This is a genomic window from Streptomyces sp. NPDC005492 (genome assembly GCF_040605995.1).
Lineage (GTDB): Bacteria > Actinomycetota > Actinomycetes > Streptomycetales > Streptomycetaceae > Streptomyces.
Genome location: NZ_JBEXDX010000017.1, coordinates 64,408 through 90,971, shown reverse-complemented (window position 1 = coordinate 90,971; position 26,564 = coordinate 64,408). Strand labels below are relative to the sequence as shown.

24 protein-coding genes are annotated in these 26,564 nt (G+C 70.9%); 16 read left to right on the top strand and 8 right to left on the bottom strand.

Annotated features, from left to right (window positions below; translation table 11 throughout):
* Positions 1-4 precede the first annotated feature (4 nt).
* The 4 genes from ABZT04_RS23365 to ABZT04_RS23350 are packed head-to-tail and all read left to right on the top strand — an operon-like array spanning position 5 to position 6,841.
* A complete protein-coding gene (locus tag ABZT04_RS23365; RefSeq protein ID WP_356058880.1) occupies positions 5-1,261 on the top strand; it encodes a glycosyl hydrolase in 1,257 nt (418 codons plus the stop codon).
* Entirely contained in the window at positions 1,258-3,282 is a 2,025-nt protein-coding gene (locus tag ABZT04_RS23360) for an endo-beta-N-acetylglucosaminidase (protein WP_356058879.1), read from the top strand. The genes ABZT04_RS23365 and ABZT04_RS23360 overlap by 4 nt, the downstream gene beginning before the upstream one ends.
* A gap of 54 nt (positions 3,283-3,336) precedes the next feature.
* Complete coding sequence (locus ABZT04_RS23355; protein ID WP_356058878.1) at positions 3,337-6,366, top strand: glycoside hydrolase family 38 C-terminal domain-containing protein; 3,030 nt, start codon at positions 3,337-3,339, stop codon at positions 6,364-6,366.
* A gap of 7 nt (positions 6,367-6,373) precedes the next feature.
* Complete coding sequence (locus ABZT04_RS23350) at positions 6,374-6,841, top strand: DUF4231 domain-containing protein (protein WP_356058877.1); 468 nt, start codon at positions 6,374-6,376, stop codon at positions 6,839-6,841.
* A 22-nt stretch (positions 6,842-6,863) separates the two neighbouring features.
* Here the strand turns inward: ABZT04_RS23350 and ABZT04_RS23345 are convergent, their stop codons facing one another.
* Positions 6,864-7,706 (bottom strand): methyltransferase domain-containing protein, encoded by an 843-nt coding sequence (locus ABZT04_RS23345; protein WP_356058876.1) that lies wholly within the window; start codon positions 7,704-7,706, stop codon positions 6,864-6,866.
* Between the two features lie 52 nt (positions 7,707-7,758).
* A complete protein-coding gene (locus ABZT04_RS23340) occupies positions 7,759-8,487 on the bottom strand; it encodes a FadR/GntR family transcriptional regulator (protein WP_356058875.1) in 729 nt (242 codons plus the stop codon).
* Between the two features lie 163 nt (positions 8,488-8,650).
* On the opposite strand from ABZT04_RS23340, the gene ABZT04_RS23335 reads away from it, so the two are divergent.
* The 8 genes from ABZT04_RS23335 to ABZT04_RS23300 are packed head-to-tail and all read left to right on the top strand — an operon-like array spanning position 8,651 to position 16,562.
* A complete protein-coding gene (locus ABZT04_RS23335; RefSeq protein ID WP_356058874.1) occupies positions 8,651-9,739 on the top strand; it encodes a sugar ABC transporter substrate-binding protein in 1,089 nt (362 codons plus the stop codon).
* Positions 9,736-11,241 carry a sugar ABC transporter ATP-binding protein gene (locus tag ABZT04_RS23330; protein ID WP_356058872.1) on the top strand — a complete coding sequence of 502 codons (1,506 nt, stop codon included), beginning with the start codon at positions 9,736-9,738 and terminating at the stop codon, positions 11,239-11,241. The genes ABZT04_RS23335 and ABZT04_RS23330 overlap by 4 nt, the downstream gene beginning before the upstream one ends.
* On the top strand, positions 11,234-12,262 hold the full coding sequence (locus ABZT04_RS23325; protein WP_356058871.1) for an ABC transporter permease: 1,029 nt from the start codon (positions 11,234-11,236) through the stop codon (positions 12,260-12,262). Before ABZT04_RS23330 ends, ABZT04_RS23325 begins: the two co-directional genes overlap by 8 nt.
* A 53-nt stretch (positions 12,263-12,315) precedes the next feature.
* A complete protein-coding gene (locus ABZT04_RS23320; protein WP_356058869.1) occupies positions 12,316-13,665 on the top strand; it encodes an L-fuconate dehydratase in 1,350 nt (449 codons plus the stop codon).
* Entirely contained in the window at positions 13,662-14,417 is a 756-nt protein-coding gene (locus ABZT04_RS23315; protein WP_356058868.1) for an SDR family oxidoreductase, read from the top strand. The genes ABZT04_RS23320 and ABZT04_RS23315 overlap by 4 nt, the downstream gene beginning before the upstream one ends.
* Positions 14,414-15,415: an aldo/keto reductase gene (locus ABZT04_RS23310; RefSeq protein WP_356058867.1), complete on the top strand. Its 1,002-nt coding sequence runs from the start codon at positions 14,414-14,416 to the stop codon at positions 15,413-15,415. The genes ABZT04_RS23315 and ABZT04_RS23310 overlap by 4 nt, the downstream gene beginning before the upstream one ends.
* Positions 15,412-15,726 carry an L-rhamnose mutarotase gene (locus tag ABZT04_RS23305; protein ID WP_356058865.1) on the top strand — a complete coding sequence of 105 codons (315 nt, stop codon included), beginning with the start codon at positions 15,412-15,414 and terminating at the stop codon, positions 15,724-15,726. Before ABZT04_RS23310 ends, ABZT04_RS23305 begins: the two co-directional genes overlap by 4 nt.
* The gene (locus ABZT04_RS23300; protein ID WP_356058864.1) at positions 15,723-16,562 is read left to right on the top strand and encodes an amidohydrolase family protein; all 840 of its coding nucleotides are present in this window, start codon (positions 15,723-15,725) and stop codon (positions 16,560-16,562) included. Before ABZT04_RS23305 ends, ABZT04_RS23300 begins: the two co-directional genes overlap by 4 nt.
* On the opposite strand, the gene ABZT04_RS23295 is transcribed toward ABZT04_RS23300, so the two are convergent.
* Complete coding sequence (locus ABZT04_RS23295; RefSeq protein ID WP_356058863.1) at positions 16,550-17,971, bottom strand: lipase maturation factor family protein; 1,422 nt, start codon at positions 17,969-17,971, stop codon at positions 16,550-16,552. The two genes, ABZT04_RS23300 and ABZT04_RS23295, sit on opposite strands and share 13 nt — an antisense overlap.
* A 135-nt stretch (positions 17,972-18,106) precedes the next feature.
* On the opposite strand from ABZT04_RS23295, the gene ABZT04_RS23290 reads away from it, so the two are divergent.
* From ABZT04_RS23290 to ABZT04_RS23280, 3 genes are all read left to right on the top strand, one after another.
* The gene (locus ABZT04_RS23290; RefSeq protein ID WP_356058861.1) at positions 18,107-19,312 is read left to right on the top strand and encodes a DUF6777 domain-containing protein; all 1,206 of its coding nucleotides are present in this window, start codon (positions 18,107-18,109) and stop codon (positions 19,310-19,312) included.
* Positions 19,313-19,381: 69 nt separating this feature from the next.
* Entirely contained in the window at positions 19,382-21,457 is a 2,076-nt protein-coding gene (locus ABZT04_RS23285; RefSeq protein ID WP_356058860.1) for a SpoIIE family protein phosphatase, read from the top strand.
* 31 nt (positions 21,458-21,488) lie between these two features.
* Complete coding sequence (locus tag ABZT04_RS23280; RefSeq protein WP_356058859.1) at positions 21,489-22,352, top strand: DNA-formamidopyrimidine glycosylase family protein; 864 nt, start codon at positions 21,489-21,491, stop codon at positions 22,350-22,352.
* 9 nt (positions 22,353-22,361) lie between these two features.
* On the opposite strand, the gene ABZT04_RS23275 is transcribed toward ABZT04_RS23280, so the two are convergent.
* Entirely contained in the window at positions 22,362-22,733 is a 372-nt protein-coding gene (locus ABZT04_RS23275) for a hypothetical protein (protein ID WP_356058857.1), read from the bottom strand.
* A gap of 26 nt (positions 22,734-22,759) precedes the next feature.
* Complete coding sequence (locus ABZT04_RS23270; protein ID WP_356058856.1) at positions 22,760-23,476, bottom strand: SDR family NAD(P)-dependent oxidoreductase; 717 nt, start codon at positions 23,474-23,476, stop codon at positions 22,760-22,762.
* Positions 23,477-23,548: 72 nt separating this feature from the next.
* Between ABZT04_RS23270 and ABZT04_RS23265 the strand changes: the two genes are divergently transcribed.
* Positions 23,549-24,349 carry a helix-turn-helix transcriptional regulator gene (locus ABZT04_RS23265; protein WP_356058854.1) on the top strand — a complete coding sequence of 267 codons (801 nt, stop codon included), beginning with the start codon at positions 23,549-23,551 and terminating at the stop codon, positions 24,347-24,349.
* Between the two features lie 7 nt (positions 24,350-24,356).
* Here ABZT04_RS23265 and ABZT04_RS23260 read toward each other — a convergent pair whose 3' ends face one another.
* The 3 genes from ABZT04_RS23260 to ABZT04_RS23250 all read right to left on the bottom strand — a co-directional run bounded on the left by ABZT04_RS23260 (position 24,357) and on the right by ABZT04_RS23250 (position 26,367).
* Positions 24,357-25,007, bottom strand: a complete 651-nt coding sequence (locus tag ABZT04_RS23260) for a zf-HC2 domain-containing protein (RefSeq protein WP_356058853.1) — start codon at positions 25,005-25,007, stop codon at positions 24,357-24,359.
* A gap of 142 nt (positions 25,008-25,149) precedes the next feature.
* Positions 25,150-25,665 (bottom strand): hypothetical protein, encoded by a 516-nt coding sequence (locus ABZT04_RS23255; protein ID WP_356058852.1) that lies wholly within the window; start codon positions 25,663-25,665, stop codon positions 25,150-25,152.
* A gap of 156 nt (positions 25,666-25,821) precedes the next feature.
* A complete protein-coding gene (locus ABZT04_RS23250) occupies positions 25,822-26,367 on the bottom strand; it encodes a sigma-70 family RNA polymerase sigma factor (RefSeq protein ID WP_356058850.1) in 546 nt (181 codons plus the stop codon).
* Between the last annotated feature and the right edge of the window lie 197 nt (positions 26,368-26,564).

Below are 26,564 nucleotides of genomic sequence, written 5' to 3'. Positions count from 1 at the left end.
CCCGATGACTTCTGCCGTGCGCTTCGGCGTCAACTACACCCCCAGCCAAGGGTGGTTCCACCACTGGCTTGACTTCGACCTCGACTCCGTGCGCGCCGACCTCGACTCGATCGCCGAGCTGGGCCTCGACCACATCCGGGTCTTCCCGGTGTGGCCCTACTTCCAGCCCAACCGGACCCTGATCCGACCCAAGGCCGTGCAGCAGCTCGTTCAGCTCGTCGACGCGGCCGGTGAGCGCGGGATCGACGTCAACGTGGACGGGCTGCAAGGGCACTTGAGCAGCTTCGACTACCTGCCCGCCTGGACTCGCACCTGGCACCGGCGCAACCTCTTCACCGACCCCGACGTCCTCGACGGTCAGGCGGTCTATCTGCGCACCCTCGCCGCCGCCCTCGCCGACCGGCCGAACTTCATCGGCATGACCCTCGGCAACGAGGTCAACCAGTTCTCGGCGGGCCCGCATCCCGACCCCGACCGGGCGACGGAGGACCAGATCGACGCCTGGCTGGAGCGGATGCTCGCGGCCTGCGCCGAGGGGGCGCCCGGCAAGCCGCATCTGCACGCCGAGTACGACGCGACCTGGTACCAGGACGACATGCCGTTCACCCCGGCCCAGGCCGCCAGGCACGGCGCGATGACGGCCGTGCACTCCTGGGTCTTCAACGGCACCGCCCAACGCCACGGGCGGAGTTCGGTCCCCGCCGAGCACCACGCCGCGTATCTGGTCGAGTTGAGCAAGGCCTGGGCCGAGGCACCGCACCGGCCCGTCTGGCTTCAGGAGGTCGGCGCACCCCAGCCGCTCGTACCGGCCGAGCACGCGGCGGCCTTCGCCGACGCCACGATCGCCAACGCCCTTGACTGCACCGACCTCTGGGGCATCACCTGGTGGTGCTCCCACGACGTGTCCCGCGACCTCGCCGACTTCCCCGAACTCGAGTACGGGCTGGGCCTGTTGACCAACGACCGGCAGCCCAAGGACATCGCGCTGGTGCTCGCGGAGGCGGCCCGCGAGCCCACCTACGCGCCCGCCACCCGCACCACGGCCCTCGTCGTGCCCGCCGACCCGTCGGTCCGCTCGGTCTGCGGTCCCGGCGGGCCGGTCTTCGACGCCTACTTCCGACTCGTCGTCGACGGAACCCGCCCGGCGACCGTCCTCGACACGCGCGCGGACGACAAGGACCACCTAGCCGCGCGCGGCATCACCGAAGTCGTCACTCCCGACCAGGTACTCCCCACCCCACAAGGAGGCACCAGCTCGTGAACCCCCGACGCCCCACCAGACGCACCGTCCTGCTCGCCGGCGCGGCAGCCACCCTGCTGCCCCAACTCCCCACGCCAGCCCACGCGGTGGGGCAGGCCGCCGCCACCGCGACCCAGCCCTACGCCTCCTACTGGTACCCGGACTCCCTGCCCTCCGGCACCCCGGGCACCGGCATCACCTGGCGCAGCCTGAAGACCTGGACCGCCGCCTCGGACACGGACCTCGCCTTCAACGCCGCCGCTGTACCCCTCGCCGCACGCTTCACCCCGACCCCCGCCAACAGCACCGCCCGCTCCGGCCAGGCCCGCATCCAGTCGCTGGTCTCCTTCGGACCGACGTCGAGCAACCCCTCCCAGGGCGCGGCCACCGCCGACTACTACGCCCTCACCCACTGGTCCTACCTCGACGAACTCGTCTTCTGGGGCGGCTCGTCCGGCGAGGGCATCATCCTCGCCCCCAACGCACCGATCGTGGACGCCGCCCACCGGCACGGCGTGCCCGTCCTCGGCAACATCTTCCTGCCGCCCGTCGCCTACGGCGGACAGCTCCAGTGGACCCGCGACCTGGTCCAGAAGGACGCTGCCGGGCACTACCCGCTGGCCGCCCAACTCGTCGCGGTGGCGGCCGCGTACGGCTTCGACGGATGGTTCGTCAACGCCGAGACCAGCGGCGGAAACACCGCGCTCGGCACCGACATGCAGGGTTTCGTAAGGGAGTTGAAGTCCCTCGCAGCCGCCCAGGGGCAGCGGGTGACCTGGTACGACGCGATGACCGTCAACGGCACGGTCAGTTGGCAGGGCGCGCTGAACACCTCGAACCAGGCGTTCTTCCAGGCCGCCGACGACATGTTCGTCGACTTCCGGTGGAGCGCGAGCACGCTGGCCGCGTCCGGGACGAAGGCGGACGGCCTGGGGCGCAGCCGCTACGAGTTGTGGGCGGGCGTCGATGTCGAGTCCAACGGGTCCGATACGTCGGTGAGTTGGGACGCGATGGTGCCGACGACCAAGGCGCACATCACGTCCATCGGTTTCTACCGGCCCGAGTGGACCCGCAACCACCTGCCCGCGAGCCGTACGCCGGGCGACTTCCACGCGGCCGACGACCGGTTCTGGACCGGCCGCTCACTCGACCCCTCGCAGCCGGACTCCACGGACGGTTGGCGGGCGCCGGCGGTGTCGGTCGCCGACCGGTCGACGGTGGGCGGCGCGCTGCCGTTCGCGAGCGTCTTCAACACCGGGCACGGGCTGCGCTGGTACGAGGACGGGACGGTCACCTCGGACGCGCCGTGGAACCACCTCGGACTCCAGGACCGACTGCCGTCCCGGCGATGGGTGGTGCGGACGGCCGGCCAACGACCCACCGTGACCTTCGACTTCGCGGACGCGTGGCGCGGCGGCAGCAGTGTCCTGGTCTCGGGTGCGCTGGATCAACCGACGACCGTGGATCTGTACGGTTCACAACTGCCGATAGGCGCCGACACCGTGGTCGACCTGACGTTCCGTACCGACACCGGCAGTGTGAACGTCGAGCTGGCGGTCGCCACGGCCGAGCCGAGTGGCGCGGGGTCGGCACCGCCGTACACCTATCTGCCGGTGAACTCGGTCAACGGCTGGCAGACCGTGACGGTGCCGCTCACGGGTCTCTCCGGGACGCTGCACGCGATCGGTGTACGGCTCACGGCGACCGAGGGACCGGTGAACTGGCGGCTCGGTGGGCTCGCTGTCCGCGGTGCCGACGACCCCCAGCCGCCCGCCGCGCCCTCCGGTCTGCGGATCACCGCCGCCACGGGTGGCGACCTGCGCTTCGCCTGGGACGCCGCGCCCGGCGCCGTACGCCACTACACCCTCCACCGCCTCCTGCCGGATGGCACCCGGCGCTTCCTCGGCGGCACCTGCCAGCGGGCCTTCTTCGTCGGCGGGCTGACGGCCGAACAGGGTGAGCAGGAAGCGCGGTTCGAACTGCGCGCGACAGGGGAGCTGTACACAGCGTCGGCCCCCGCGACCGTCACGCACACCTGGTAACACCCCTGCCCCCACCCGTACCTTCACCCGCAACCGAACCACGGAGCACCCCACATGCATGACGACCGCAGCCTGGTCGAAGCCCGCCTCAAGCGTGTCCTCGAAGAACGCATCCGTCCCGCCGTCTACCCCGAGTCCGTGCCGCTGGAGGTCGCCGTCTGGCACGCGCCCGGTGAGCCGGTGCCCGTCGCCGAGGGACTCGCCGCCGTACCCGAACCGATCGAGGTGGGCGCCCGGTGGGGTGCTCCCTGGGGGACCAGTTGGTTCCGTGTCACCGGGACCGTGCCGGAGGGTTGGGCAGGGAAGACCGTCGAGGCGCTGCTCGACCTCGGCTTCGACGAGAACATGCCCGGCTTCCAGTGCGAGGGCCTCGTCTACCGGCCCGACGGCACCCCCGTGAAGGGCCTCAACCCGCGCAACCAGTGGGTCCGCGTCGGCGCGCCCGTCTCCGGCGGCGAGGAGGTGCGGCTGCACATCGAGGCCGCGTCCAACCCGGTCATCCTGGACTACCACCCCTTCCTGCCGACCCAGTTGGGCGACAAGGAGACCGCCGGCAGCGAACCGCAGTACACGCTCACCCGCATGGATCTCGCCGTCCTCGACGAGAACGTCTGGCGGCTCGTCCTCGACCTGGAGGTCCTCGGCGAGCTGATGGCCGAGCTGCCCGTTGACTCCGCGCGCCGCTGGGACCTCCTGCGGGCGATCGAGAAGGCGCTGGACGCCGTGGACCTCCAGGACGTCAACGGCACGGCGGAGAGGGCCCGTTCACACCTGACGTCCGTCCTGTCGGCGCCCGCCGTGCCGTCCGCGCACCGCATCAGCGCCGTCGGGCACGCCCACATCGACTCCGCGTGGCTGTGGCCGCTGCGCGAGACGGTCCGCAAGGTGGCCCGTACGACGTCCAACATGACCGCCCTGATCGAGGACGAGCCCGACTTCGTCTTCGCCATGTCGCAGGCCCAGCAGTGGGCCTGGGTGAAGGAGCACCGGCCCGAGGTGTGGGCGCGGGTCAAGAAGGCGGTGGCGGACGGGCGGTTCGTGCCGGCCGGCGGTATGTGGGTGGAGTCGGACACCAACATGCCGGGATCGGAGGCGATGGCCCGTCAGTTCGTGCACGGCAAGCGGTTCTTCCTCGACGAGTTCGGCATCGAGAACGAGGAGGCCTGGCTGCCCGACACCTTCGGCTTCGCCGCCGGGCTGCCGCAGATCATCAGGGCCGCGGGCTCCAAGTGGCTGCTGACGCAGAAGATCTCGTGGTCGCAGACGAACAAGTTCCCGCACCACACCTTCCGTTGGGAGGGCATCGACGGCACCCGGATCTTCACCCACTTCCCGCCCGTCGACACCTATAACTGCTCCATGCAGGGCCGTGAAATCGCCCACGCCGCCCGCAACTTCAAGGACAAGGGAGTGGCCCGTCACTCCCTCGCGCCCACCGGCTGGGGCGACGGAGGTGGCGGCACCACGCGCGAGATGGTCGCCAAGGCGTCCCGGCTGCGCGACCTCGAAGGCTCGGCGACCGTGGCCTGGGAGACCCCGAAGGAGTTCTTCGAGAAGGCCGAGGCCGAGTACCCCGAACCGCCCGTCTGGGTCGGCGAGTTGTACCTCGAACTCCACCGCGCCACCCTCACCAGCCAGGCGAAGACCAAGCAGGGCAACCGGCGCAGCGAACACCTCCTGCGCGAGGCGGAACTGTGGGCCGCGACGGCTGCCGTCCGGGCCGGATTCCCGTACCCGTACGAGGAGTTGGACCGGATCTGGAAGACGGTACTGCTCCACCAGTTCCACGACATCCTGCCCGGTTCGTCGATCGCCTGGGTGCACCGGGAGGCGCGGAGGACGTACGAGCGGGTCGCCCTGGAGCTGAACGGCATCATCGACGCGGCCCAGCGCGCGTTGGCGGGGGAGGGGACAAGGGAGTTGGTGTTCAACTCGGCGCCCCACACTCGTGACGGCGTCCCCGCAGGAGGTGCCCAGGCGCCGTTGGTCCAGGGCGAGACGGCCCGCACGGCACGGCCCGGCGGCGGACACGTACTGGAGAACGGCCTGCTCCGCGTCGAGATCGACGTGCGGGGCCTCGTCGTCTCCGCCTACGACATCGAGGCAGACCGCGAGACGATCGCCCCCGGCCGGGCCGCGAACCTGCTCCAACTGCACCCGGATTTCCCGAACATGTGGGACGCCTGGGACGTCGACGAGTTCTACCGCAACACGGTCACGGACCTCACGGACGCGGAGGAGGTCGTGGCCGACGGGAACGCGGTGCGGATCGTACGGTCCTTCGGCGCGTCCCGGGTCACCCAGGTGTTGTCCCTCGCCCCCGGGGAGCGGCGGCTGCTCATCGACACCGAGGTCGACTGGCACGAGACCGAGAAGTTCCTGAAGCTCGCCTTCCCGCTCGACGTGCATGCCGAACGGTACGCGTCCGAGACCCAGTTCGGGCACTTCCACCGGCCCACCCACACCAACACCTCATGGGAGGCGGCCAAGTTCGAGGCCTGCAACCACCGCTTCGTCCACGTGGAGGAGCCCGGCTGGGGTGTCGCCGTGGTCAACGACTCGACGTACGGCCACGACGTGACGCGGACGGTGCGTACGGACGGCGATCGTGGGACGACCACCACGGTCCGCGTCTCCCTCCTCCGCGCCCCGCGCTTCCCGGACCCCGAGACCGACCAGGGTGTCCACCGTTTCCGGCACGCGCTGGTGCCGGGCGCGGCCATCGGCGACGCGGTGCGCGAGGGCTGGCGGATCAATCTGCCCGAGCGGCGGCTCACGGGCGGGCAGGAGGTCGCGCCGCTGGTGAGCGTGGACCGGGACGCGGTCGTGGTCACCGCGGTGAAGCTCGCGGACGACGGGAGCGGGGACGTGGTGGTGAGGTTCCACGAAGCGCACGGGGGCCGGGCCAGGGCAACACTGACGGTGGACTTCGCCTTCGACTCGGTCGAGGTCACCGACCTGCTGGAACGCCCCTTGGCCGAGGCCGAGGAGGTGAACCGTGCCGGTGATCAACTCACCCTGCGGCTGCGCCCGTTCGAGCTGGTGACGCTTCGGCTTTCGCCGACCGCCGTGATCGCCCGATGATGGGGCGATGAGACGAAGAACGACCGTCGAGCAGCCGTGGGCCACGCAGCCGGATCCGCTGCTGGCCCTCGCCCGCCAGGAGTTGCGGTTCTACGCGCGGACGTGCGACCGGGCGAGACGGCTCCACTACACGACGGAACTCGGCGCGCTCGCCGCCACGTCCGCGACGGTCGTGGCGGCGGGCCTGCACGCACCGGCCTGGCTCACCGCCCTGATCGCGGGCGGCGCCGTCTTCTTCACCGGCATGCGCCAACTCTTCAGCCCGGGCTCGCGCTGGGTCCTCGCCGCCCAGTCGCGGGAAGCCCTACGCCGGGCGATCGACCGCTACGTACTGCTCCCACCCCCCGCGCGCGACCCGGACGCCCGCGCCACGCTGCAACGGGCGGTCGAAGAGGTGGGCACGAACGAACTCCGAGGTTGGGCGGAGGTCCAGGGCCAGCGGGGGGACCCACCCGGGCCGGATCTCGGCGCCTGACGCCGGGTCGGACGGATGCGGGTTACGACGCGGACGCGGCGCGGACGGGGCGGCGGCCGGCCACGAGGACCGGGCCGCCGGGCACCGTGGGGATCTGGCGCAGGTCCTGGAATCCGAGGTCGCCCAGCGCCTGGCTCATCCGGGGCGAGGTCAGCGTGCTGCCGCCGTTGCGCGCCGCGGTCCAGTCGGCGACGGCCGCGAGCAGCGGCTCGTGCGGTGCCGGGTTGGTGCCGGCCACCAGCCATCCCCCGTCGGTGAGGGCGGTCGCCACATGCGGGAGGCAGGCGTTCAACACATCCTCGGAGAGGAACGGCGCGGGCAGCCAGATCAGATCGTAGAGATTCCGCTCGCGCAGCTCGACGGCGTCCTGATGCCGCACCTCGACTCGGTCGGCGGCTCCGGGGGCCGCATTCTCCAGTTCCTGCCGGGCCAGCCGGATCACCCGCTCCAGCCTGTCGATCCCGGTCACGTGGACGTGCGGAAGGTCCTGGGCCAGCGCGAGGGCGAGTGCCCCGGTACCGGTGCCGATGTCCAGAACCCGGCTGCCCGCGGTGGCGAGCCGGTCGGCGAGTCCCGGCAGGGAGGGCACGAGGCGGGTGGCGAGCGCGTGCCCGGTGCCCGCGGAGGCGCGGCCCTGATCGAGCAGCACCTCGTCGCTCTGCGCGTCCCACCCCGTCACGGCCTCGCCGCCGGCGGCGGCGACCGCCTGTCGCATCGAACGGAGCCGGGCGGACGCCGCGTTGGAGGAGGCGGGACCGAGTTGCAACACGGGGGCGGCCATCACCTTGTCGCCGTCCCGCCGCACCACGCCGGCCGCCTCCAGCACCGCGGTACGCGCCGGGTCCGCCGCCAGAGCCTCCTTCAACGAGATCGTAAGGATCACTCGCCCGACCCCGGGAAGGCCGGAACCTCCGTGCCTACGCCCCGAGTTGCGCCCGCAGCCACTCCTCGACCTCGCCCACGTGTGAGGCCGCCGCCGCGCGTGCCGCCTCCGGGTCGTGGGCGACCAACGCGCGGTGGATGGCGGCGTGTTCGCGGCGGGTGCGGGTGAAGGCGCCTTCCTCCTGGTAGCCGCGCCAGACCCGGGCGCGGAAGGTCCGGGACGAGAGGCCCTCCAGGATCGCGGCCATCGTCTCGTTGCCGGCGGCGGCCGCGATCTCGCGGTGGAAGGCGAGGTCGTGGGCGAGGATCTCCTCGGGGTCGTCCGTCGCGTTCATCGCGGTCAAGTGTTTCTCGACCTCGGCCAGTTGGTCCGGCGTGATCCGTGCTGCCGCCAGCGCCGTCGCCGTCGACTCCAGGATGCGGCGGACTTCGAGGAGTTCCACCAGGCGCGGGCCGCGGGACAGATCGGCGACGACACCGAAGGTCTCCAGCAGGTCGCCGGCCTCCAGCTGCGTGACGTAGATCCCCGAACCGTGCCGCGCTTCCAGCACGCCCAGCACCGTGAGCGCGCGGATCGCCTCGCGCATCGAGCTGCGGGAGATGCCCAGTTGGGCCGCGAGATCGCGCTCGGTGGGCAGCCGCTGGCCCGGCTCCAGGCGGCCCTCGCCGATCAGCGCCTTGATCCGGTCGATGGCGCGCTGCGTCACCGTGCCCTTCGGCGCGGCGGCCTCCGGTTCCGTCTCGCTCGGCAGGGTCTCGTCCACGCCACTCCTCCTGTCGCCGGTCCGCGCAGTCTATTCACAGATGTGGTCCGACCACTACGGCTCGAAACCGCGAAAATTTGGCTCCTGAGGGTGTTGTAGCCCCGAAGTGGTCTGATAAATATTCCGGCAACTGCTCGATCACGCTCGATGAGGAGCCCGACAGATGGCCGGCAGCACAGTGCGGAACGGACGGCAAGGCAGGCGACTGACCGCGTGGGCGGTGCGTGCGACGGCGGCGGCCGCGTGCGGCACCCTCGCGCTCACGGCATGCGGCAGCACCAAGGACACCGGCGCGAGCAGCGCCGACGGTGGCAGTGGTACCGGCAAGGTGGGGGTGATCCTGCCCCTGCTGACCTCGCCGTTCTGGCAGTCGTACAACGACTATGTGCCGAAGATGGCGAAGTCCGAAGGCGTCGACGCGCTGAAGACGGTCAACTCCAACAGCGACCCCTCGCAGCAGATCACCGACATCAACAACGAGCTGAACCAGGGCGTCAAGGGCCTGGTCGTCGCCCCGCTCGACAGCGCGGCCATCGAAGCCGGCCTCGACCAGGCCGAGCGCAAGGGTGTGCCGGTCGTCGCCGTCGACGTGGCGCCCGACAAGGGCAAGGTCGCGATGGTCGTCCGCGCCGACAACGTCGCGTACGGCGAGAAGGCCTGCGACTACCTCGGCGCACACATCACCAGCGGCAAGGTCGTGCAGATCATGGGTGACCTGGCGTCCGTCAACGGCCGTGACCGCTCGGAGGCGTTCAGGGCCTGCGTCAAGAAGAAGTACCCGAAGCTGAAGGTCCTGGAGATCCCCGCCAAGTGGGAGTCCGACACGGCCGCCTCGAAGCTCGACACGCTCCTCAACGCCAACCCCGACATCAAGGGCATCTACATGCAGGCGGGCGGCGTCTACCTCGCGCCCACGCTCCAGACCCTGAAGTCCAAGGGCATGTTGAAGACGGCGGGCCAGGCCGGCCACATCACGATCGTCTCGAACGACGGCATCCCGCAGGAGTTCGACGCGATCCGCAAGGGCGAGATCGACGCGACCGTCTCCCAACCCGCCGACGCCTACGCCAAGTACGGCATGTACTACATCAAGGCCGCGATGCAGGGGAAGACCTTCAAGCCCGGCCCCACCGACCACGACTCCACCATCGTCAAGCTGCCCAGCGGCATCCTTGAGGACCAACTGCCCGCACCCCTGGTCACCAAGGACAACGTCGACGACTCCAAGCTCTGGGGCAACACGGTCAAATGAGCAGCCCACTGACCACTCCGCTGGTGGAGGCGACGGGAATCGTCAAGCGGTACGGCCCCACCGTCGCCCTCGCCGACGGCCAACTCACCGTGCTGCCCGGCGAGTCCCACGCCCTCGTCGGCCGCAACGGCGCCGGCAAGTCCACCCTCGTCACCGTCCTCACCGGACTCCAGGCCCCCGACGAGGGCACGGTCCGCTTCGACGGCGAGTCCGCGCCCCCGCTCACCGACCGCGACGCCTGGCGCGCCAAGGTGGCCTGCGTCTACCAGAAGCCCACCGTGGTCCCCGAGTTGACGGTCGCCGAGAACCTCTTCATCAACCGTCAGCCGACCTCCCGCGGCGGTGTCATCAGTTGGCGCCGGCTGCGGGCCGAGGCCGCCGAACTCCTCGGCACCTGGGACGTGCGTGTCGACCCCGAGGCGCGCACCGCCGACCTCAAGGTCGAGGACCGCCAAATGGTGGAGATCGCACGGGCGTTGAGCTTCGGCGCCCGGTTCATCGTCCTCGACGAACCGACCGCCCAGCTCGACAACCGGGAGATCGAGCGGCTCTTCACCCGCATGCGGGCACTCCAGGAGTCCGGCGTCACCTTCCTGTTCATCTCGCACCACCTCCAGGAGGTGTACGAGGTGTGCCAGACCGTCACGGTGCTGCGCGACGCCCGCTGGATCACCACCGCACCGGTCGCCGACCTCCCGCGCCGCGCCCTGGTGGAGGCGATGGCGGGCGAGTCGATCGCCGAACTTGAGGTGGAGCTCCGGGAGTTGGACGACGCCGCACCCGTCCTCCTCGATGCGCGTGGGCTCACCTCGGAGTCGTACGAGAACGTCGACCTCACCGTCCGTCGCGGCGAGGTCGTCGGACTCGCCGGATCCAGCGGCAGCGGCAAGATCGAGCTGGCCGAGTCCTTCACCGGGCTGTACACGCCGACCGGAGGGACCGCCCGACTCGACGGCGAGCGACTGCCGTTCGGGGATGTGCAGGCCGCGCTCAAGGCCGGTGTCGGCTGTGTGCCGCGCGACCGGCACGGGCAGGGGCTGGTCTTCGGCATGTCCATCGGCGACAACGCCACCATGACGGTGCTTGACCGGCTCGGCCGCTTCGGCTTCGTCGGCACCGACCGCAAGCGCGTGTTCGCCACCGAGCTGATCGACCGCCTCGACATCCACACCGAGGGCCCCGAACAGCCCGTCTCCGATCTGTCGGGCGGCAACGCGCAGAAGGTCGTCATGGCCCGCGCGCTGGCCTCCGATCCGAGGCTGCTGGTCCTCATCAACCCCACCGCGGGCGTCGACGTGAAGTCCAAGGAGTCACTGCTCGCCCGCATGGACAGCGCCCGCGACGACGGCACCGCCGTGCTCGTCGTCTCCGACGAACTCGACGACCTGCGGCGCTGCGACCGCGTCCTCGTCCTCTTCCACGGCCGTGTCGTCGCCGAGCACCCGGCGGGCTGGCGCGACCACGAGCTGATCGCCTCCATCGAAGGAGTGGACCATGGCTGACACCAAGGCGGCCCCGCCGCTCGCGGCCCCCCACACCGCGGCCGCCCGCTCGGCGCGCACGGTCCTGCTCCGCCGGGCCCGTGAACTCGCCCTCGTACCAGCCCTGTTGGTGCTGCTGATCCTCGGTGCGATCGTCAACGACTCGTTCTTCACCGAGCGGAACCTGATCTCCATCCTCGGCGCCTCCGCCGCGCTCGCGATGGTGGTGCTCGCCGAGTCGCTGATCCTGATCACCGGCAAGATCGACCTCTCGCTGGAGTCGGTGGTCGGCATCGCGCCCGCCATCGGCGCACTGCTGGTCCTGCCGTCCGCGGAGTCCGGCTGGGGCATGGAATGGTCCGCGCCGCTCGCCCTGGTCGCGATCCTCGTCGTGGGCGGGATCATCGGCGCCTTCAACGGCATCCTTGTGGTGAAGTTCAAGCTCAACGCCTTCATCGTGACCCTCGCCATGCTGATCGTGCTGCGCGGGCTGCTGGTCGGCGCCACCAAGGGCAAGACCCTGTTCGGGATGCCCGACTCCTTCTTCACCCTGGCCACCAGCACCTTCCTGAGCGTCCCGATGTCGGTGTGGCTGGCCGCCGTCTGCTTCGCGGTCGCCGGGTTCGTGCTGAAGTACCACCGCGTCGGCCGCGCCCTGTACGCGATCGGCGGCAACCAGGAGGCGGCCCGCGCGGCGGGTATCCGCGTCGACCGGATGCTGCTCGGGGTGTCCGTCGTCGCCGGCGTCCTCGCCTCGGTGGGCGGGATCATGCAGACCGGCTATGTCGGCGCGATCAGCGCCAACCAGGGCAACAACATGATCTTCACCGTGATGGCGGCCGCGGTCATCGGCGGCATCAGCCTCGACGGCGGCAAGGGCACCATGTTCGGCGCCCTGACCGGCGTACTCCTCCTGGGCGTCGTACAGAACCTGCTCACCCTCGCCCAGGTGCCGTCCTTCTGGATCCAGGCCATCTACGGCGGGATCATCCTGGTCGCCCTCATGATCGCCCGCGTCACCACCGGCCGCGCCCAGGACTGACCCGCCCGGCACCGTACGCCACCGGATCCCTGTACCCGACCGAAAGGCCTTCCGTGTCCCCGACCCCCGGCCCGCCCGCACGTGTCACCGCGGTCGACACCTACGACATCCGTTTCCCCACCTCGCGCGAGCTGGACGGCTCCGACGCGATGAACCCGGACCCCGACTACTCGGCCGCGTACGTCGTGCTGCGCACCGACGCTGCCGACGGGCACGAGGGGCACGGGTTCTCCTTCACCATCGGGCGGGGCAATGATGTCCAGGTCGCCGCGATCGACGCGCTGCGGCACCATGTGATCGGCCGGTCGGTCGACGAACTGTGCGCGGATCCCGGGTCGTTGAACCGCGAGCTGATCGGCGACAGCCAACTCCGTTGGCTGGGGCCCGAGAAGGGCGTGATGCACATGGCGATCGGCGCCGTGATGAACGCGGCCTGGGACCTCACCGCCAAGCGCGCCGGCAAGCCCCTGTGGCAGTTGCTCGCCGACGCCGACCCTGAATGGCTCGTCAGCCAGATCGACTTCCGCTACATCACCGACGCGCTGACCCCGGACGAGGCCCTGGAGATCCTGCGGCGCGGCCGGGCGGGCGCCGAGGGCCGTAGGGACGTCCTGGCGAAGCGCGGCTTCCCCGCCTACACCACCTCCGCCGGCTGGCTCGGCTACGACGACGAGAAGCTCACCCGGCTCGCCGCCCAGGCCGTCACCGACGGCTTCCGGCAGATCAAGCTGAAGGTCGGCGCCGACCTCGACGACGACATCCGCCGCTGCCGGGTGGCCCGTTCGGTGGTCGGTCCCGAAATCCGGATGGCGATCGACGCCAACCAGCGCTGGGACGTGGAGGAGGCGATCCGCTGGACCAAGGCCCTCGCCGAGTTCGACCCGTACTGGATCGAGGAACCCACCAGCCCCGACGACGTCCTCGGCCACGCCACGATCCGGGCGGCCGTCGCCCCGGTCAGGGTCGCCACCGGCGAACACGTCCAGAATCGCATCGTGTTCAAGCAGTTGCTCCAGGCAGGCGCCCTCGACATCCTCCAGATAGACGCGGCCCGCGTGGGCGGGGTCAATGAGAACCTCGCGATCCTGCTGCTCGCCGCCAAGTTCGGGGTACCCGTCTGCCCGCACGCGGGCGGTGTCGGACTGTGCGAACTCGTCCAGCACCTCTCGATGTTCGACTACCTCGCCGTCTCCGGCTCCACCGACGACCGCGTGATCGAGTACGTCGATCATCTGCACGACCACTTCCTCGATCCGGTGGTGATCCGCGAGGGTCACTACATGGCACCCACCACGCCCGGTTTCTCGGCCACCATGCGGCCCGAGTCCATCGCCCGGTACACCTTCCCCGGCGGCACCTTCTGGGCCGCCGACCTCGACCGCCAGAAGGGACACGCGGCATGACCGACTTCGAGGGCCTCAAGGCCCTGGTCACCGGCGGCGCCTCCGGCATCGGCCGGGCCACCGCCGAACTCCTCGCCGAGCGCGGTGCCCAGGTCGCCGTCCTCGACCTCGATCCCGGCGGCGTCGAGAAGCGGCTGCTCGGCTACCGCGCCGACGTCACCGACGACGCGTCCGTACGGCAGGCCGTGGCGTCCGCCGTCGCCGACCTCGGCGGACTCGACATCCTGGTCAACAACGCGGGCATCGGCGCCCAGGGCACCGTCGAGGACAACGACGACGAGGAGTGGCACCGCGTCCTGGACGTCAACGTCATCGGCATGGTCCGCGCCGCCCGCGCCGCGCTCCCGCACCTGCGCGAGTCCGCCCACGCGGCGATCGTCAACACCTGCTCCATCGCCGCCACCGCCGGACTTCCCCAACGCGCGCTCTACAGCGCCACCAAGGGCGCCGTGTACTCCCTCACCCTCGCCATGGCCGCCGACCACCTCCGCGAGGGCGTCCGCGTCAACTGCGTCAACCCCGGTACGGCGGACACCCCTTGGGTCGGCCGCCTCCTCGACGCGGCGCCCGACCCGGCCGCCGAACGCGCCGCCCTCGCCGCCCGCCAGCCCTCCGGCCGGCTCGTGTCGGCTGCCGAAGTCGCGGGTGCCATCGCCTACTTGGCGAGCCCGCTGTCCGGCGCCACCACCGGTACCGCGCTCGCCGTGGACGGCGGTATGCAGGGCCTGCGTCTGAGGCCGGTGGGCCAGTGAGCACCCTCGGCGGCAGCGGCGTAGAGGTCAGCGCACTGGCCTTCGGAGGCGCCGCGATCGCCAACCTGTACACCGAGGTGAGCGAGGACCAGGCACACCGGGCCGTCAACACCGCCTGGCAGCAGGGCATCCGGTACTTCGACACCGCACCCCACTACGGCCTCGGCCTCTCCGAACGCCGCCTCGGAGCCGCCCTGCGCGAGCACCCACGCTCGTCCTACGCCATCTCGACGAAGGTCGGCCGCCGCCTGGAGCCCGTGGCGGCCGTGACCGGAGACGACCTCGACAACGGCTTCGCCGTACCCGCCGCCCACCACCGCGTCTGGGACTTCAGCGCCGACGGGATCCGTCGCACCCTGGACGCCGGCCTGGAACGGCTCGGTCTCGACCGCGTCGACATCGTCTACCTCCACGACCCCGACGACCACGCCGAACAGGCCTTCCGCGAGGGCTATCCGGCCCTGGAAAAGCTGCGTGCGGAGGGAGTCGTCGGCGCGATCGGCGCCGGGATGAACCAGGCAGGGATGCTCACCCGGTTCGTCCAGGACACTGACGTGGACGTAGTGCTCTGCGCCGGCCGCTACACCCTGCTCGACCAGAGCGCCCTCACCGAGCTGCTCCCGTCCGCCGTGGCGCGCGGCCGGTCGGTGGTCGTCGGCGGCGCCTTCAACTCCGGCCTGCTGGCGGACCCGAAGCCGGACGCGACGTACAACTACGCCCAGGCACCGGCCGAGTTGCTGGACCGCGCCCTGCGTATGAAGGCCCTGGCCGAGCGCCACGGCACGACCCTGCGGGCCGCCGCCCTGGCTTTCTGCGCCGCCCACCCGGCCGTGGCGAGCGTCCTCGTCGGCGCCCGCTCGGAGGCCGAAGTACGGGACTGCGCCGAGCAGTTCGCGGCCCCTGTACCGGGCGCGTTCTGGCAGGAGCTGCGGGACACGGGCCTCCTGCCGGCCGACGCCCCCGTCCCCACCGAGAAACCGCCGGAGGAGCCGTCATGAGAGTGGCCCTGCACACCAAGGTGCGCGCCGACCGCATCGACGCGTACGAGAGCGCCCACCGCGAGGTCCCCAAGGAACTCACCGCCGCGATCCGCGCCGCCGGCGCCACCTCCTGGACCATCTGGCGCAGCGGCACCGACCTGTTCCACGTCCTGGACTGCGAGGACTACGCCCGCCTGCTCGCCGAGCTGGACCAGCTCCCGGTGAACGTCGCCTGGCAGGCGCGGATGACCCAACTCCTGGACGTGGTCCACGACTACTCCAGCGAGGGCACCGACGCGGGCCTGCCCGTCGTATGGGAGCTGCCGTGACCGTCGACGCCCACCACCACGTCTGGGACCTCTCGGTCCGTGACCAGGACTGGATCACCGGACCCGAACTCCAGCCGCTCCGCCGCGACTTCACCGTGACCGAGCTCGAACCCGAGGCCCGGGCCGCCGGAGTCGACCGGACCGTCCTCGTCCAGACGATCACCGTCGCCGAGGAGACCCCGGAGTTCCTCGCCCTCGCCGACGCGCACGACATCGTCGCCGGAGTCGTCGGCTGGACCGACCTCACCCGCCCGGACATCGCCGACGAACTGGCCCGCCTGCGCGAACTCCCGGGCGGCCGCCACCTGAAGGGCATCCGCCACCAGGTGCAGGGCGAGCCCGACCCGAACTGGCTGCTGCGCCCGGACGTGCTCCGGGGCCTGGGAGCGGTGGCCGACGCGGGACTCGTCTACGACCTGCTCGTCCTGCCGCACCAACTCCCCGTCTGTGTCGAGGTGGCCGCTTCCCTTCCCCAACTGTCCTTCGTCCTCGACCACTTGGGAAAGCCGCCCATCGCCTCGGGACAGCTCGAACCCTGGGCAACGCCCCTGCGCTCCCTCGCCGCACTCCCCAACACGTACGGCAAGATGTCGGGCCTGGTCACCGAGGCCGACTGGAAGACCTGGCGCACGACGGACCTGCGCCCCTACACCGACACCGTGCTCGACGCCTTCGGGCCGCATCGGCTGATGTTCGGCTCGGACTGGCCGGTGTGCACCCTGGCGGCGACGTACGCCCAAGTCGCGGACACGGCGGGTGAGTTGACAGCAGGTGTCAGTGCGGCCGAACGCGCCGAGGTCTTCGAGGGCACCGCAGCCCGCGTCTACGGCCTCTGAGCCCTGTCCGCCAACCGTGTGGGCGGCAGGTACTCCCGCACGAACGTCCGCTCCCAGCACGCGCCCGTCTCCCGCAACTCCCGCCAGGTCGTGTAGCGGTAGCGGAAGAGGCGCGCCCGGACGAAGCGCGGCGGTTCGCCGGGCGGGAACGGGGAGTGGCGCAGGAGTCGTAGCGTGTCCCTGTCGTTCTCCAGGAGCCGCTCCACCAGGGCGCCGAACCACGGGTCGGCGTAGCCGGGGGAGAGCGCCGCGAACCACATCATCCAGTCCAGCCGGAGGTGATACGGCGCGAACTGGCGTGGCCAGTGGCGCGGATCGCCCGGCTTGCCCCTGAACTCGTACTCCCGCCAGTCGGATTCCGCGCGGGGCACGGTGTCGGTCGTGCCCTCGACCACCACCTCGTGGCGGATCCGGCCGACGGTGCCGAACGCGCCGTAGGTGTTGACCAGATGGAGCGGGTCGAAGGAGCGGTTCATGATCTGGCGCCGGGAGATCATGTTGAGGGCGGGGCGGCGGCTGAGCCACAGCAGCACAGCGGCAACGGCGAGGACCAAGGCCTCGTACCAGGCGGGCGGCCCGGATACCGACGGCGGTGTGTGAGGGAGCCTGAGCGCGGACAGGGCGAGCACGATGGTGATCCAGTTCAGCCAGGAGAAGTTGCCGGACAGGACCAGCCACAACTGGGTGACGATCATCAGGGACGCGGCGGCCGACGCGATCGGCTGCGGGGTGAACAGCAGGACGGGCACGACGAGTTGGGTGACGTGGTTGGCCGCGACCTCGACCCGGTGCAGGGGCCGGGGGAGATGGTGGAAGAACCAGCTCAGCGGGCCCGGCATCGGCTGTGTCTCGTGGTGGAAGTCCAGGCAGGTCAGCTTCCGCCAGCAGGCGTCGCCGCGCAGCTTGATCAGACCCGCGCCGAACTCGACCCGGAACAGGATCCAGCGCAGCAGGAACAGCACCACGACCGGCGGGGCCACCTCGTCGTTGCCGAGGAACACGGCCAGGAAGCCGACCTCCAGCAGCAGGGACTCCCAGCCGAACGCGTACCAGGTCTGACCGACGTTGACGATCGACAGATACAGCGCCCAGGGCACCAGCCACAGCAACATCCCACCCCAGAGTGGGAGTTGAGAGTCGAGCCCGGCGGCCAGGGCCACCGACACCGCGCAGCCCGTCCACGAGCAGGCCGCGAAGAAGCGGTCGGTGTAGTGGAGTTGGAAGACGCTCGGCGCCCGCCCGAACGGGATCAGCTCGACGAACCGGGGGACCGGCAGCATGCCGCGCTCGCCGATCAGCGCGCGGAACTGCCGGGCCGCCGTGAGGAACGCGAACAGATAGACACCGGCCAGGGCCCGCTGGAAGACCAGCCGGCTCAGCCAGTAGTCGGGTGCGGTGAACCATCCCACGACCGTGCGCTCCTGTCTCCATCGTCGCCCATCAGCGGAACATCACTCTCCGTATTCCTTGCCTCCGGTTGCGTAACCCAAGTGAGTGAAGCAGACAATAGTGGCGAATCACCCGGCTTGAGGCGGGAGAACACGGTGCGTAATTCCACCGGAACCATCGCCACGGCCTGCGCGCTCTCGGCGACGCTCCTCGTCGCCGGCTGCGGCGGCGTCGGCGGCAAGGACACGAAGTCGAGCGGCGAGGTCTTCCTGCAGCCCGCGGCGGCACAGGGCCCCGAACCCTTCACGGGTTCCACCGCGAGCCCCATGCCACGGGTCACCCGAACACCGCGGGCGACACCCGCGGGGACCACTTCCCCGTCCACCGGCCGCATGCGAGCCGTCTCCGGTGCCACGCCCGGCCTGTACGGCGGGACCGCGCGGACCGGCAGTTGTGACGTCGAGCGGCAGATCGCCGACCTCACCGCCGACCGGGCCAAGGCCCACGCCTTCGCGGGCGCCGAGGGCATCTCCCAGGCCGCGATCCCGGCGTATCTGCGCGGGCTGACCTCCGTCGTGCTGCGCGCCGACACCCAGGTCACCAACCACGGCTTCCGGGGCGAACAGGTCACCGGCTTCCAGTCGGTCCTCCAGGCCGGCACCGCCGTCCTCGTCGACGACCGGGGCGTGCCCCGGGTCCGCTGCGCCTGCGGCAACCCGCTCAAGGCGGGCGTGGCGGGCGCCGGCTCCACCACCAGCGGGCGGCCGTGGTCCGGGTTCCGGCCCGCCGAGGTGGTCGTGGTGACCCCGGCTCCCCAGGTGATCACCAACGTCACGATCATCGACATCGTCCACCACACCTGGATCGAACGGCCCCTCGGTCATCGCGGAACCCACGACGACCATGTCGTGCCGGTACCGGCGCCGGTGCTGGTCTCGCCGACACCTGCTCCGAGGCCGTCCCACCCGTCTCTGCGGCCGCCCCACGAGAGCGCGTCCGGCACCGTCCCGCCCGGATCCGACGGTACGAGTCCGGCGCCGAGCGGCAGTGCGAGCGCGGCCCCGTCGCCCTTCGACTGTGCCAACCCCGCGGTCGCCGAGACCCCGGGCGCCTCGGACTGTCTCACCGCGACCGTCACGGCCAGGCCGCCCGGCACTACCCCCACACCGCGCGGGTCCGCCCCCAGCACCGAGCCACCCACCGCACCCTGGCCCTCCCAGGACCAGGACACCGGCTCCGCCGACGAGATCGGCCCGCCGACCGTCCCGGAGACCCCCGACCTGCCCGACGGCGGCGGACTGATCCCCGACGACACCACCAGCAGCATCTTCGACAGCCCCACGAATGTCTTCGCCGACTGACCGCACGCCGAGTGCCCGAAGTGGTCAGAGAAGTCGAAGAATCAGGCAAATCCTGGCAAGGTGGGCCGCATGGTTGATCGGGGAGCGAGCGCCCTGTCACTCCCGGACGACTGGCCCGCCCACCCGGACCCGATCCTGGCGCTCAACCGCATGGGCAGTTTCGACTGGGACCTGGACAACGGCCTGTTCCACATGGACGCCCAGGCCCACGAGGTCTTCGACCTGCGCCCCGACGAATACGACGGACGCCCCGAGAGCCTGGCGATCCGGGTACCGCAGCCGGAGGGCTCCCGGCTCGACGGCCTCGTCTCCCAGGCACTGAAGGACGGCAGCGAGAACTACGGCGCCTACTTCCGTATGCGGCTGCGCGACGGCACCCTGCGCTGGACCCACACCCAGGGGTACATCCGCCGCGACGAGACGGGCCGTCCGCGCCGGATCATCGGCATCGTCCGCGACGCCACCCAGGAACTCGCCGACAGCGCCGCCCGCCGTGAACAGGCCGCCCAGGACGCGGCCCGGCGCGACCAGACCAACGTCGTCCAGCTCACCACCGCCGCCCTCGCGCACGCCCGTACCGTCCAGGACGTCATCGACGTCCTCAAGGACACCCACGGACTCGTCCACCTCGGCGCGACCAGCCTGGTCATGGGGCTGGTCGAGGCCGGCCGGATCCGCCTGGTCGCCGAAGGACCCGAGGGCAGCTTCGTACCCGGCACCGAGGTCACCCGGATCGACGAGCCGTACCCGATGGGGGAAGTCGTACGGACCCTCAGCCCGGCCTTCATCGAGTCGCCCGAGGAGTTCGCCGAGCGCTACCCGATCCTCTGGCCGAACATCACCGACCTGAACATCACCGCGGCGGCCTATCTGCCGCTGATCGCGCAGGCCCGGCCGATCGGCGCGATGGGCCTGCTCTACAGCGACCGGCGCGGCTTCTCCACGGACGAGCGCAACGTGCTCGTCGCGCTGGGCAGCAGCATCGCGCAGAGCCTGCAGCGCGCCATGTTCTACGAGCAGGAGAAGGACCTCGCCCAGGGCCTCCAGCAGGCCATGCTGCCGCGTGCCATCCCCAGCGTGCCGGGCGCCGACGTCGCGGTCCGCTACCGCTCCGCCAAGCTCGGCCGGGATATCGGCGGCGACTGGTACGACCTGATCCCGCTGCCCGGCGGCCGGGTCGGCGCGGTCATCGGTGACGTCCAGGGCCACGACACCCACGCCGCCGCCGTCATGGGGCAGTTGCGGATCGTCCTCAAGGCGTACGCCGCCGAGGGGCACACCCCGGCGACCGTGATGGCGCGCGCCTCCGTCTTCCTTCACGAGCTCGACACCGACCGCTTCGCGACCTGCCTCTACGCCGAGGCCGACCTGTCCACCGGAGTGGTCCAGGTGGTCCGGGCCGGCCATATCGACCCGCTGGTACGGCAGGTGGACGGGACCTGCCGGCGGATGTCCGTCGTGGGCGGGCTGCCGCTCGGTCTGTCCGCGGAGTTCGGGCGGCTCGAATACCCCGTCTCCACCATCGAACTCGACCCCGGCCAGACCCTGGTGCTGTGCACCGACGGCCTCGTCGAACAGCCCGGCGCCGACCTCGACGACGGTCTGCACACCCTCATGGCCCTCGTCGCCTCCGGCCCCGACGATGTACGCGACCTCGCGGACCTGCTCATCGACGTGGCCGAGGAGCGCGGCGGCGAGGATGACGTGGCGCTGCTCCTGCTGCGCCGGCGCGGACTCGACACCCCGCGCTCCGGCGGACGGCTCCGGCTGCACGTGGGCTCCGGCGACGCCGCGGCCCTCACCGAGGCACGGCACATGGTCCGCGCGGCGCTCCGCGCCTGGGGCGCTGGTGAGCGCTCCGACGAGGTCGAACTGGTCGCCGACGAACTGATCACCAACGCGCTGATGCACACCGAGGGCTCGGCGATCGTCACGCTCAGGGTTCTCACCGGCTCCGACCGCCGCCTGCGCGTAGAAGTCGAGGACTCCTCCAGCGCTCTCCCCCGCCGCCGGGAGGCGGGGGAGGACGGAGTCTCCGGACGCGGTCTGCTCCTGGTCGACCTGCTCACGGACGTGTGGGGAGTGGAGGCGCGCGGCGGCGGCAAGTGCGTGTGGTGCGAGTTCCTGGTGCCGGAGCGGAACTGACCGGGCGGTCCGGTGATGGCACCCTGGACCTATGCCGGAACTTCCCGAGGTCGAAGCGCTGAAGGACTTCCTGACCGAACACCTCGTCGGCCACGAGATCGTACGGGTGCTGCCCGTCGCCATCAGCGTCCTGAAGACGTACGACCCTCCGCTCACCGCGCTGGAGGGACACGAGGTGGTGGCCGTGCACCGGAACGGCAAGTTCCTGGACGTCGAGACGGACGGCGGCCCGCACTTCGTGACCCATCTGGCCCGCGCGGGCTGGCTGCACTGGAAGGACCGCCTGCCGGACGGGCCGCCCCGCCCCGGCAAGGGTCCGCTCGCGCTGCGCGTGGCCCTGGAGACCGGTGAGGGCTTCGACCTGACGGAGGCGGGCACGCAGAAGCGCCTCGCGGTGTACGTCGTGGCCGATCCGCAGTCGGTCCCGGGCGTCGCCCGGCTCGGCCCCGACCCCCTGGCCGACGACTTCACCGAACCGCGCTTCGCCGAACTCCTCCAGGACGAACGCCGGCAGCTCAAGGGCGCCCTGCGCGACCAGACCCTGATCGCCGGGGTGGGCAACGCGTACAGCGACGAGATCCTGCACGCGGCGAAGATGTCCCCCTTCAAACTGGCGTCGTCCCTGACCCCGGCCGAGACACACACCCTCTACACCGCCCTGCGCACCACCCTCACCGAGGCCGTCGAGCGCTCCCGGGGCGTGGCCGCCGGCCGCCTGAAGGCGGAGAAGAAGAGCGGCCTGCGCGTCCACGGCCGCACCGGCCAGCCCTGCCCGGTCTGCGGCGACACCATCCGCGAGGTCTCCTTCAGTGACTCCTCCCTCCAGTACTGCCCCACCTGCCAGACGGGCGGCAAGCCACTGGCGGACCGGCGGATGTCGAAACTCCTCAAGTAGCCGGGCGCCTCACAGCCAGAGGTCGGCTCCGTCACGCCCGCCGGGGTCCGCCGTCAGCAGGTCCTCGTGCAGTGCGTAGAGAACCCGTCCGGTCAGGGACCCGTCCTCGGCCGTCTCCGCGACCGTCCAGCCACCGTCCAGGTCCGACGCGTTCGCGGGGCCACCCTCGTCCATGAGTTCGAGTGTCGCGAAGACCGCCTCGTACGCGACGGCCCGGAGCAGGCGGCCCAGGTCGTCGCGGTCTGCCCCAGCGGCGATAAGTCTCTGGGCCGCCGGAAGCTGAGCGAGCGCGCCGGGGGTGGACCAGCCGTCGATGGCGTGGTGCCACAGGTCGCGCAGCAGTACGGACCGGGCGTGCTGAGCTGGTTGCCTATCGTCCATCGGCAAAGCCTGCCCCACGGCTTCACTCACCACGGCACCCCCGCCCCGTCCCACGACACGAACCGCCCCGTAGGACCGTCCTCCGGCAGCAGCGCCAGGGCGACCGCACCCCGGGCCGCCTCCGCCGGGTCGCCGTCGCTCGTGGCCGCTCGTTCGTTGAGGTCGGTTCTGCGCAGGCCGGGGGCGAGGGCGTTCACCTTGAAGCCCTCGGGGGCGAGGGACTGGGCGTAGAAGAGGGTCAGGGCGTTGAGGGCCGACTTGGAGGAGCGGTAGGCGGCGCCCGCCCCGGCGTACCGGGCGTACTCGCCGTCCGCAGCGGCGCTTCGGGTCAGGGAGGCGGTTCCGCTGGAGATGTTCACGATGCGGGGGCGGGGTGAGCGGCGCAGGGCCGGGAGGAAGGCGTTGGTGACCGCGAGGACGCCGAAGACGTTCGTCTCGTAGGTGCGGCGGAGGTCGTCGAGATCCGCCTCGGGTGCCGGGCTGCCGCCGGCCATGATGCCCGCGTTGTTGACCAGGACGTCCAGGGCGGTGACCTGTCGTGCCGCCGCCGCGATGCTGTCGGCGTCCGTGACGTCCAGGGTCAACAGACGTGCGGCGCCGCCCAGTTCCCCGACCGCCCGCTCTCCCCGGTCCGCGTCGCGTGAGCCGACGTAGACGGTGAAGCCCTCGGCGACGAGCAGGCGGGCGATCTCCTTGCCGATGCCCTTGTTGGCGCCGGTGACCAGTGCTGTGGAATCGTTCATGGGGACGACGATTCCGCAGCCGAGGCCGCCGAACCAGGGACAGCCGATCCCTGGCAGCCGGAGGGAGCCACCGTGACCGGCAGACAGGAACTGGCCCGATTTCTGCGCGGGCGCAGGGAGCGACTGGTGCCCGCCGATGTGGGGTTGCCCGGTGAACCGTCCCGGCGGACCCTCGGGCTGCGTCGGGAGGAAGTCGCCGAACTGGCCCACATGTCCGTGGACTACTACGCCCGGCTGGAACAGGCCCGTGGCCCGCGCCCGTCGCCCCGCATCCTGGACGCCCTCACCGGAGTGTTCCGGCTCACCGCGGCCGAGCGCAGCCACCTGTTCCGACTGGCCGGGACCGAGGCGACCCCGCTCGCCGCCCCGGTGCGCACGGTCCGCCCGCATGTGACGGCCCTGCTGGGCCGCATGCCGGACACGGCGGCCATCGTCACCGACGCCCTCTGCGACGTCATCGCCGCGAACTCGTCGGCCTCGGCCGTATTCGGCCCGGACTACGGCGCGCGGCCGAACCTGGCCCGCCGCAGGTTCCTGGGCGGCCCCATGGAGAGTTCGGGCGCCGAGGAGTTCGCCCACATCCTGGTCGCCCGGCTGCGCCGCTCCGCCGACCGCTACCCGCACGACCCGGCACTCGCCCGGCTGCTGGCCGAACTGCGCGCCGGCAGCGAGGAGTTCACCCAGATCTGGGACACCGGCCCGGTGCATGCGCCCGGCCATCGCACCAAGACCCTGATCCACCCGGAGGCGGGGCCGCTGCGGGTGAACTGCGATGTGCTCACCGTCCCGGACGACGACCAGCAGGTCGTCTTCATCACCGCGGACCCGGGCAGCCCGTCCGAGCGGGCCCTGCGCCAACTGGCGTCCGCGTGAGGGGACTTCAGTGCGCGGTGAGCCGCACCAACCGCGTGCCGTCCGCCGTCCGCACGTCGTAGTGGTCGATCTCGTCGGGGTGCATCGCCGCGCCACCCTGCATCGTGATCATCGTCGCGTCGTGCGCGGGCACGTTCCAACTGGTCACGGTCTGCTCGGAACCGTCGCGACCGACGACCACGAGATGACACGAGCGGGGTCCGGCACCGTCCTTGATCTTCAGGGACACATCACTGCCGTATCCCTCGTCCGCGGTCGTGACCTGCGCCCACACGCCCGACTTCGCGTCGGTCGCGGTGAGGGACACGGCCCCGTCACCCTGGCCGGCGAGGGAGGCGACCGCGGGGCCGCCCACGGCGAACACCACCGACGCGGCCACGGCGTACAGAAAACGCCGCCGTCCGGCCCGATGACGCGCGGTCACCTCGCCGAGCAACCGGTCCAGCAGCCGCGGCCCGGGTTGTGCCATGGGGTGCACTGAGCGCGGCGTCGCCCGCCGGTACAGCATCAACTGCCGTGAGGCGGGACCGAATTCGGTCACATGAGCCGCGCAGCTAGTGCACTCCATGAGGTGATCCTCGAAGCGGAAGGCCTCCGCCTCGTCCAGCACGCCGAGCGCGTACGCGCCGACGTCGCGATGCCTTTCCAGGGACCTCATGCCGAATCCTCGTGCCGTTAGGTGCGGGTGGGGTTACTCCTTGCTCCCATCGGTACGCACCAGCCAGCCGAATCACTCAAGGCGCACACAGAATCGCCATCAACTGATTCGGAGCGGTCGGGCCCATGGATTGGTCCTCATTTCAAAAAAGATGAATGGCGAGATGACCGAGCGGCAGACCCAGTTGCCAGGCGGGCGTCCAGACCTTCGGCCCGTCGTCCTCACCGGTCACCGGACCGCCTCCCGGCACCGCGTCCAGATCGGGCGCGAGCAGCTCGGTCTCCTCCAGCCAGCGCCAGGCCGCCTCCGCCAGCACCAGATCCGGTGCGTCGGCGCGGGATGCGACCGCCTCGGCCGTCAACTTGGACATACGTTCCTGGACCCAGTCCTGCCACGGCTGGTCGTACGCCGTGAGCGAAAGCCAGGTCTCCAACTGGGTGACCACCCGGATACCGGACAGTTCGCCGTCCGTGTCGGAAAGGAAGATGGTCAGCGCCAACGCGTCCCGTCCCGCGCGGAACTCGAAGGACGTCGGCGGCATCAGGTCGCCGGTCCGCAACAACTCGTCGGCGATGTACTCGGCGTACAACCACGCCATGGGGACGGTGAGTTCACCGCCACCGGTGCCCTCCGTGCTCTCTTGACCTCTGTGCAGCATCCCTTCCTGCCTTCCTCCGGTGCGTGCGCGTCGCCCGGCCCGGGGCTCCGTGAGGAACCCCGAGCCCCCCAGTCCGGAACACGGATGAGGACAGCCGATTACTCAACCAGGGTCCTCAGCAAGGCGCTTTACGGAGGTTTGACTAATCAGTCGGTTTCACCGCAGGTCGGCCGCATAACCCGGAAGCACCCGGCGCAGGGCGCGCAACGCGTAGTACGCGCGGGACTTCACCGTACCGGGCGGGATTCCGAGGGCCGCCGCGGCCTCCGCCACACTCGCCCCCTGGAAGTACACGAGCACCAGGACTTCCCGGTGCTCCGGAGTGAGTGTCTTCACAGCCTCCCGCACATCGAGCGTCGCCGCCGACCGTTCCGCGTGATCGGCACACACCCGCGCGTTCTCCAGCACCGCGTCCCCGACCTCGGGCGGTCGCGCCTGCCGGGCCCGGCGCGCGTCGATGGCGAGCCGCCGTGCCACCGTCACCAGCCAGGGCCGTACGGACTCGAAGTCGTCGGCGCGCAGCGCCTCGGGGTGCTGCCAGGCCCGTACGAGGGTCTCCTGGAGCAGGTCCTCGGCGCGCTGGCGGTCGCCGTCGCAGAGCCGGAGCAGCAGCGCGAAGAGCGGCCTGCCGTGCTCGCGCTGAAGTGCGGCGAGCTCGTGCTCGGCGGTCGTTCCGTTGGTGAGCGTGGGTCCGGCCGTCATGGCCGTATGGCATCGCGGCGGGCCGCCCGGGGGACAGGGCGCGCGCAGGGAGCTGCGGCGGACGGTCGATCGCGTCGACGAACGGTGCGACGAACGGTCCGCGTCACCCGCTGTCACCGCGTACGCCGACACCGGACGGGTCATCAGGAACCGGAAGTCGTTTGCGGGGCCGGTGAAGTTCATACCTATTGGTGAGT

Coding starts and splice junctions, on each gene's coding strand:
- ABZT04_RS23355 (WP_356058878.1), top strand. CDS start 3,337: ATGCATGACGACCGCAGCCTGGTCGAAGCCCGCCTCAAGCGTGTCCTC.
- ABZT04_RS23350 (WP_356058877.1), top strand. CDS start 6,374: ATGAGACGAAGAACGACCGTCGAGCAGCCGTGGGCCACGCAGCCGGAT.
- ABZT04_RS23280 (WP_356058859.1), top strand. CDS start 21,489: ATGCCGGAACTTCCCGAGGTCGAAGCGCTGAAGGACTTCCTGACCGAA.
- ABZT04_RS23315 (WP_356058868.1), top strand. CDS start 13,662: ATGACCGACTTCGAGGGCCTCAAGGCCCTGGTCACCGGCGGCGCCTCC.
- ABZT04_RS23260 (WP_356058853.1), bottom strand. CDS start 25,007: ATGAGGTCCCTGGAAAGGCATCGCGACGTCGGCGCGTACGCGCTCGGC.
- ABZT04_RS23270 (WP_356058856.1), bottom strand. CDS start 23,476: ATGAACGATTCCACAGCACTGGTCACCGGCGCCAACAAGGGCATCGGC.
- ABZT04_RS23365 (WP_356058880.1), top strand. CDS start 5: ATGACTTCTGCCGTGCGCTTCGGCGTCAACTACACCCCCAGCCAAGGG.
- ABZT04_RS23335 (WP_356058874.1), top strand. CDS start 8,651: ATGGCCGGCAGCACAGTGCGGAACGGACGGCAAGGCAGGCGACTGACC.
- ABZT04_RS23275 (WP_356058857.1), bottom strand. CDS start 22,733: ATGGACGATAGGCAACCAGCTCAGCACGCCCGGTCCGTACTGCTGCGC.
- ABZT04_RS23250 (WP_356058850.1), bottom strand. CDS start 26,367: ATGACGGCCGGACCCACGCTCACCAACGGAACGACCGCCGAGCACGAG.
- ABZT04_RS23255 (WP_356058852.1), bottom strand. CDS start 25,665: ATGCTGCACAGAGGTCAAGAGAGCACGGAGGGCACCGGTGGCGGTGAA.
- ABZT04_RS23330 (WP_356058872.1), top strand. CDS start 9,736: ATGAGCAGCCCACTGACCACTCCGCTGGTGGAGGCGACGGGAATCGTC.
- ABZT04_RS23285 (WP_356058860.1), top strand. CDS start 19,382: ATGGTTGATCGGGGAGCGAGCGCCCTGTCACTCCCGGACGACTGGCCC.
- ABZT04_RS23325 (WP_356058871.1), top strand. CDS start 11,234: ATGGCTGACACCAAGGCGGCCCCGCCGCTCGCGGCCCCCCACACCGCG.
- ABZT04_RS23305 (WP_356058865.1), top strand. CDS start 15,412: ATGAGAGTGGCCCTGCACACCAAGGTGCGCGCCGACCGCATCGACGCG.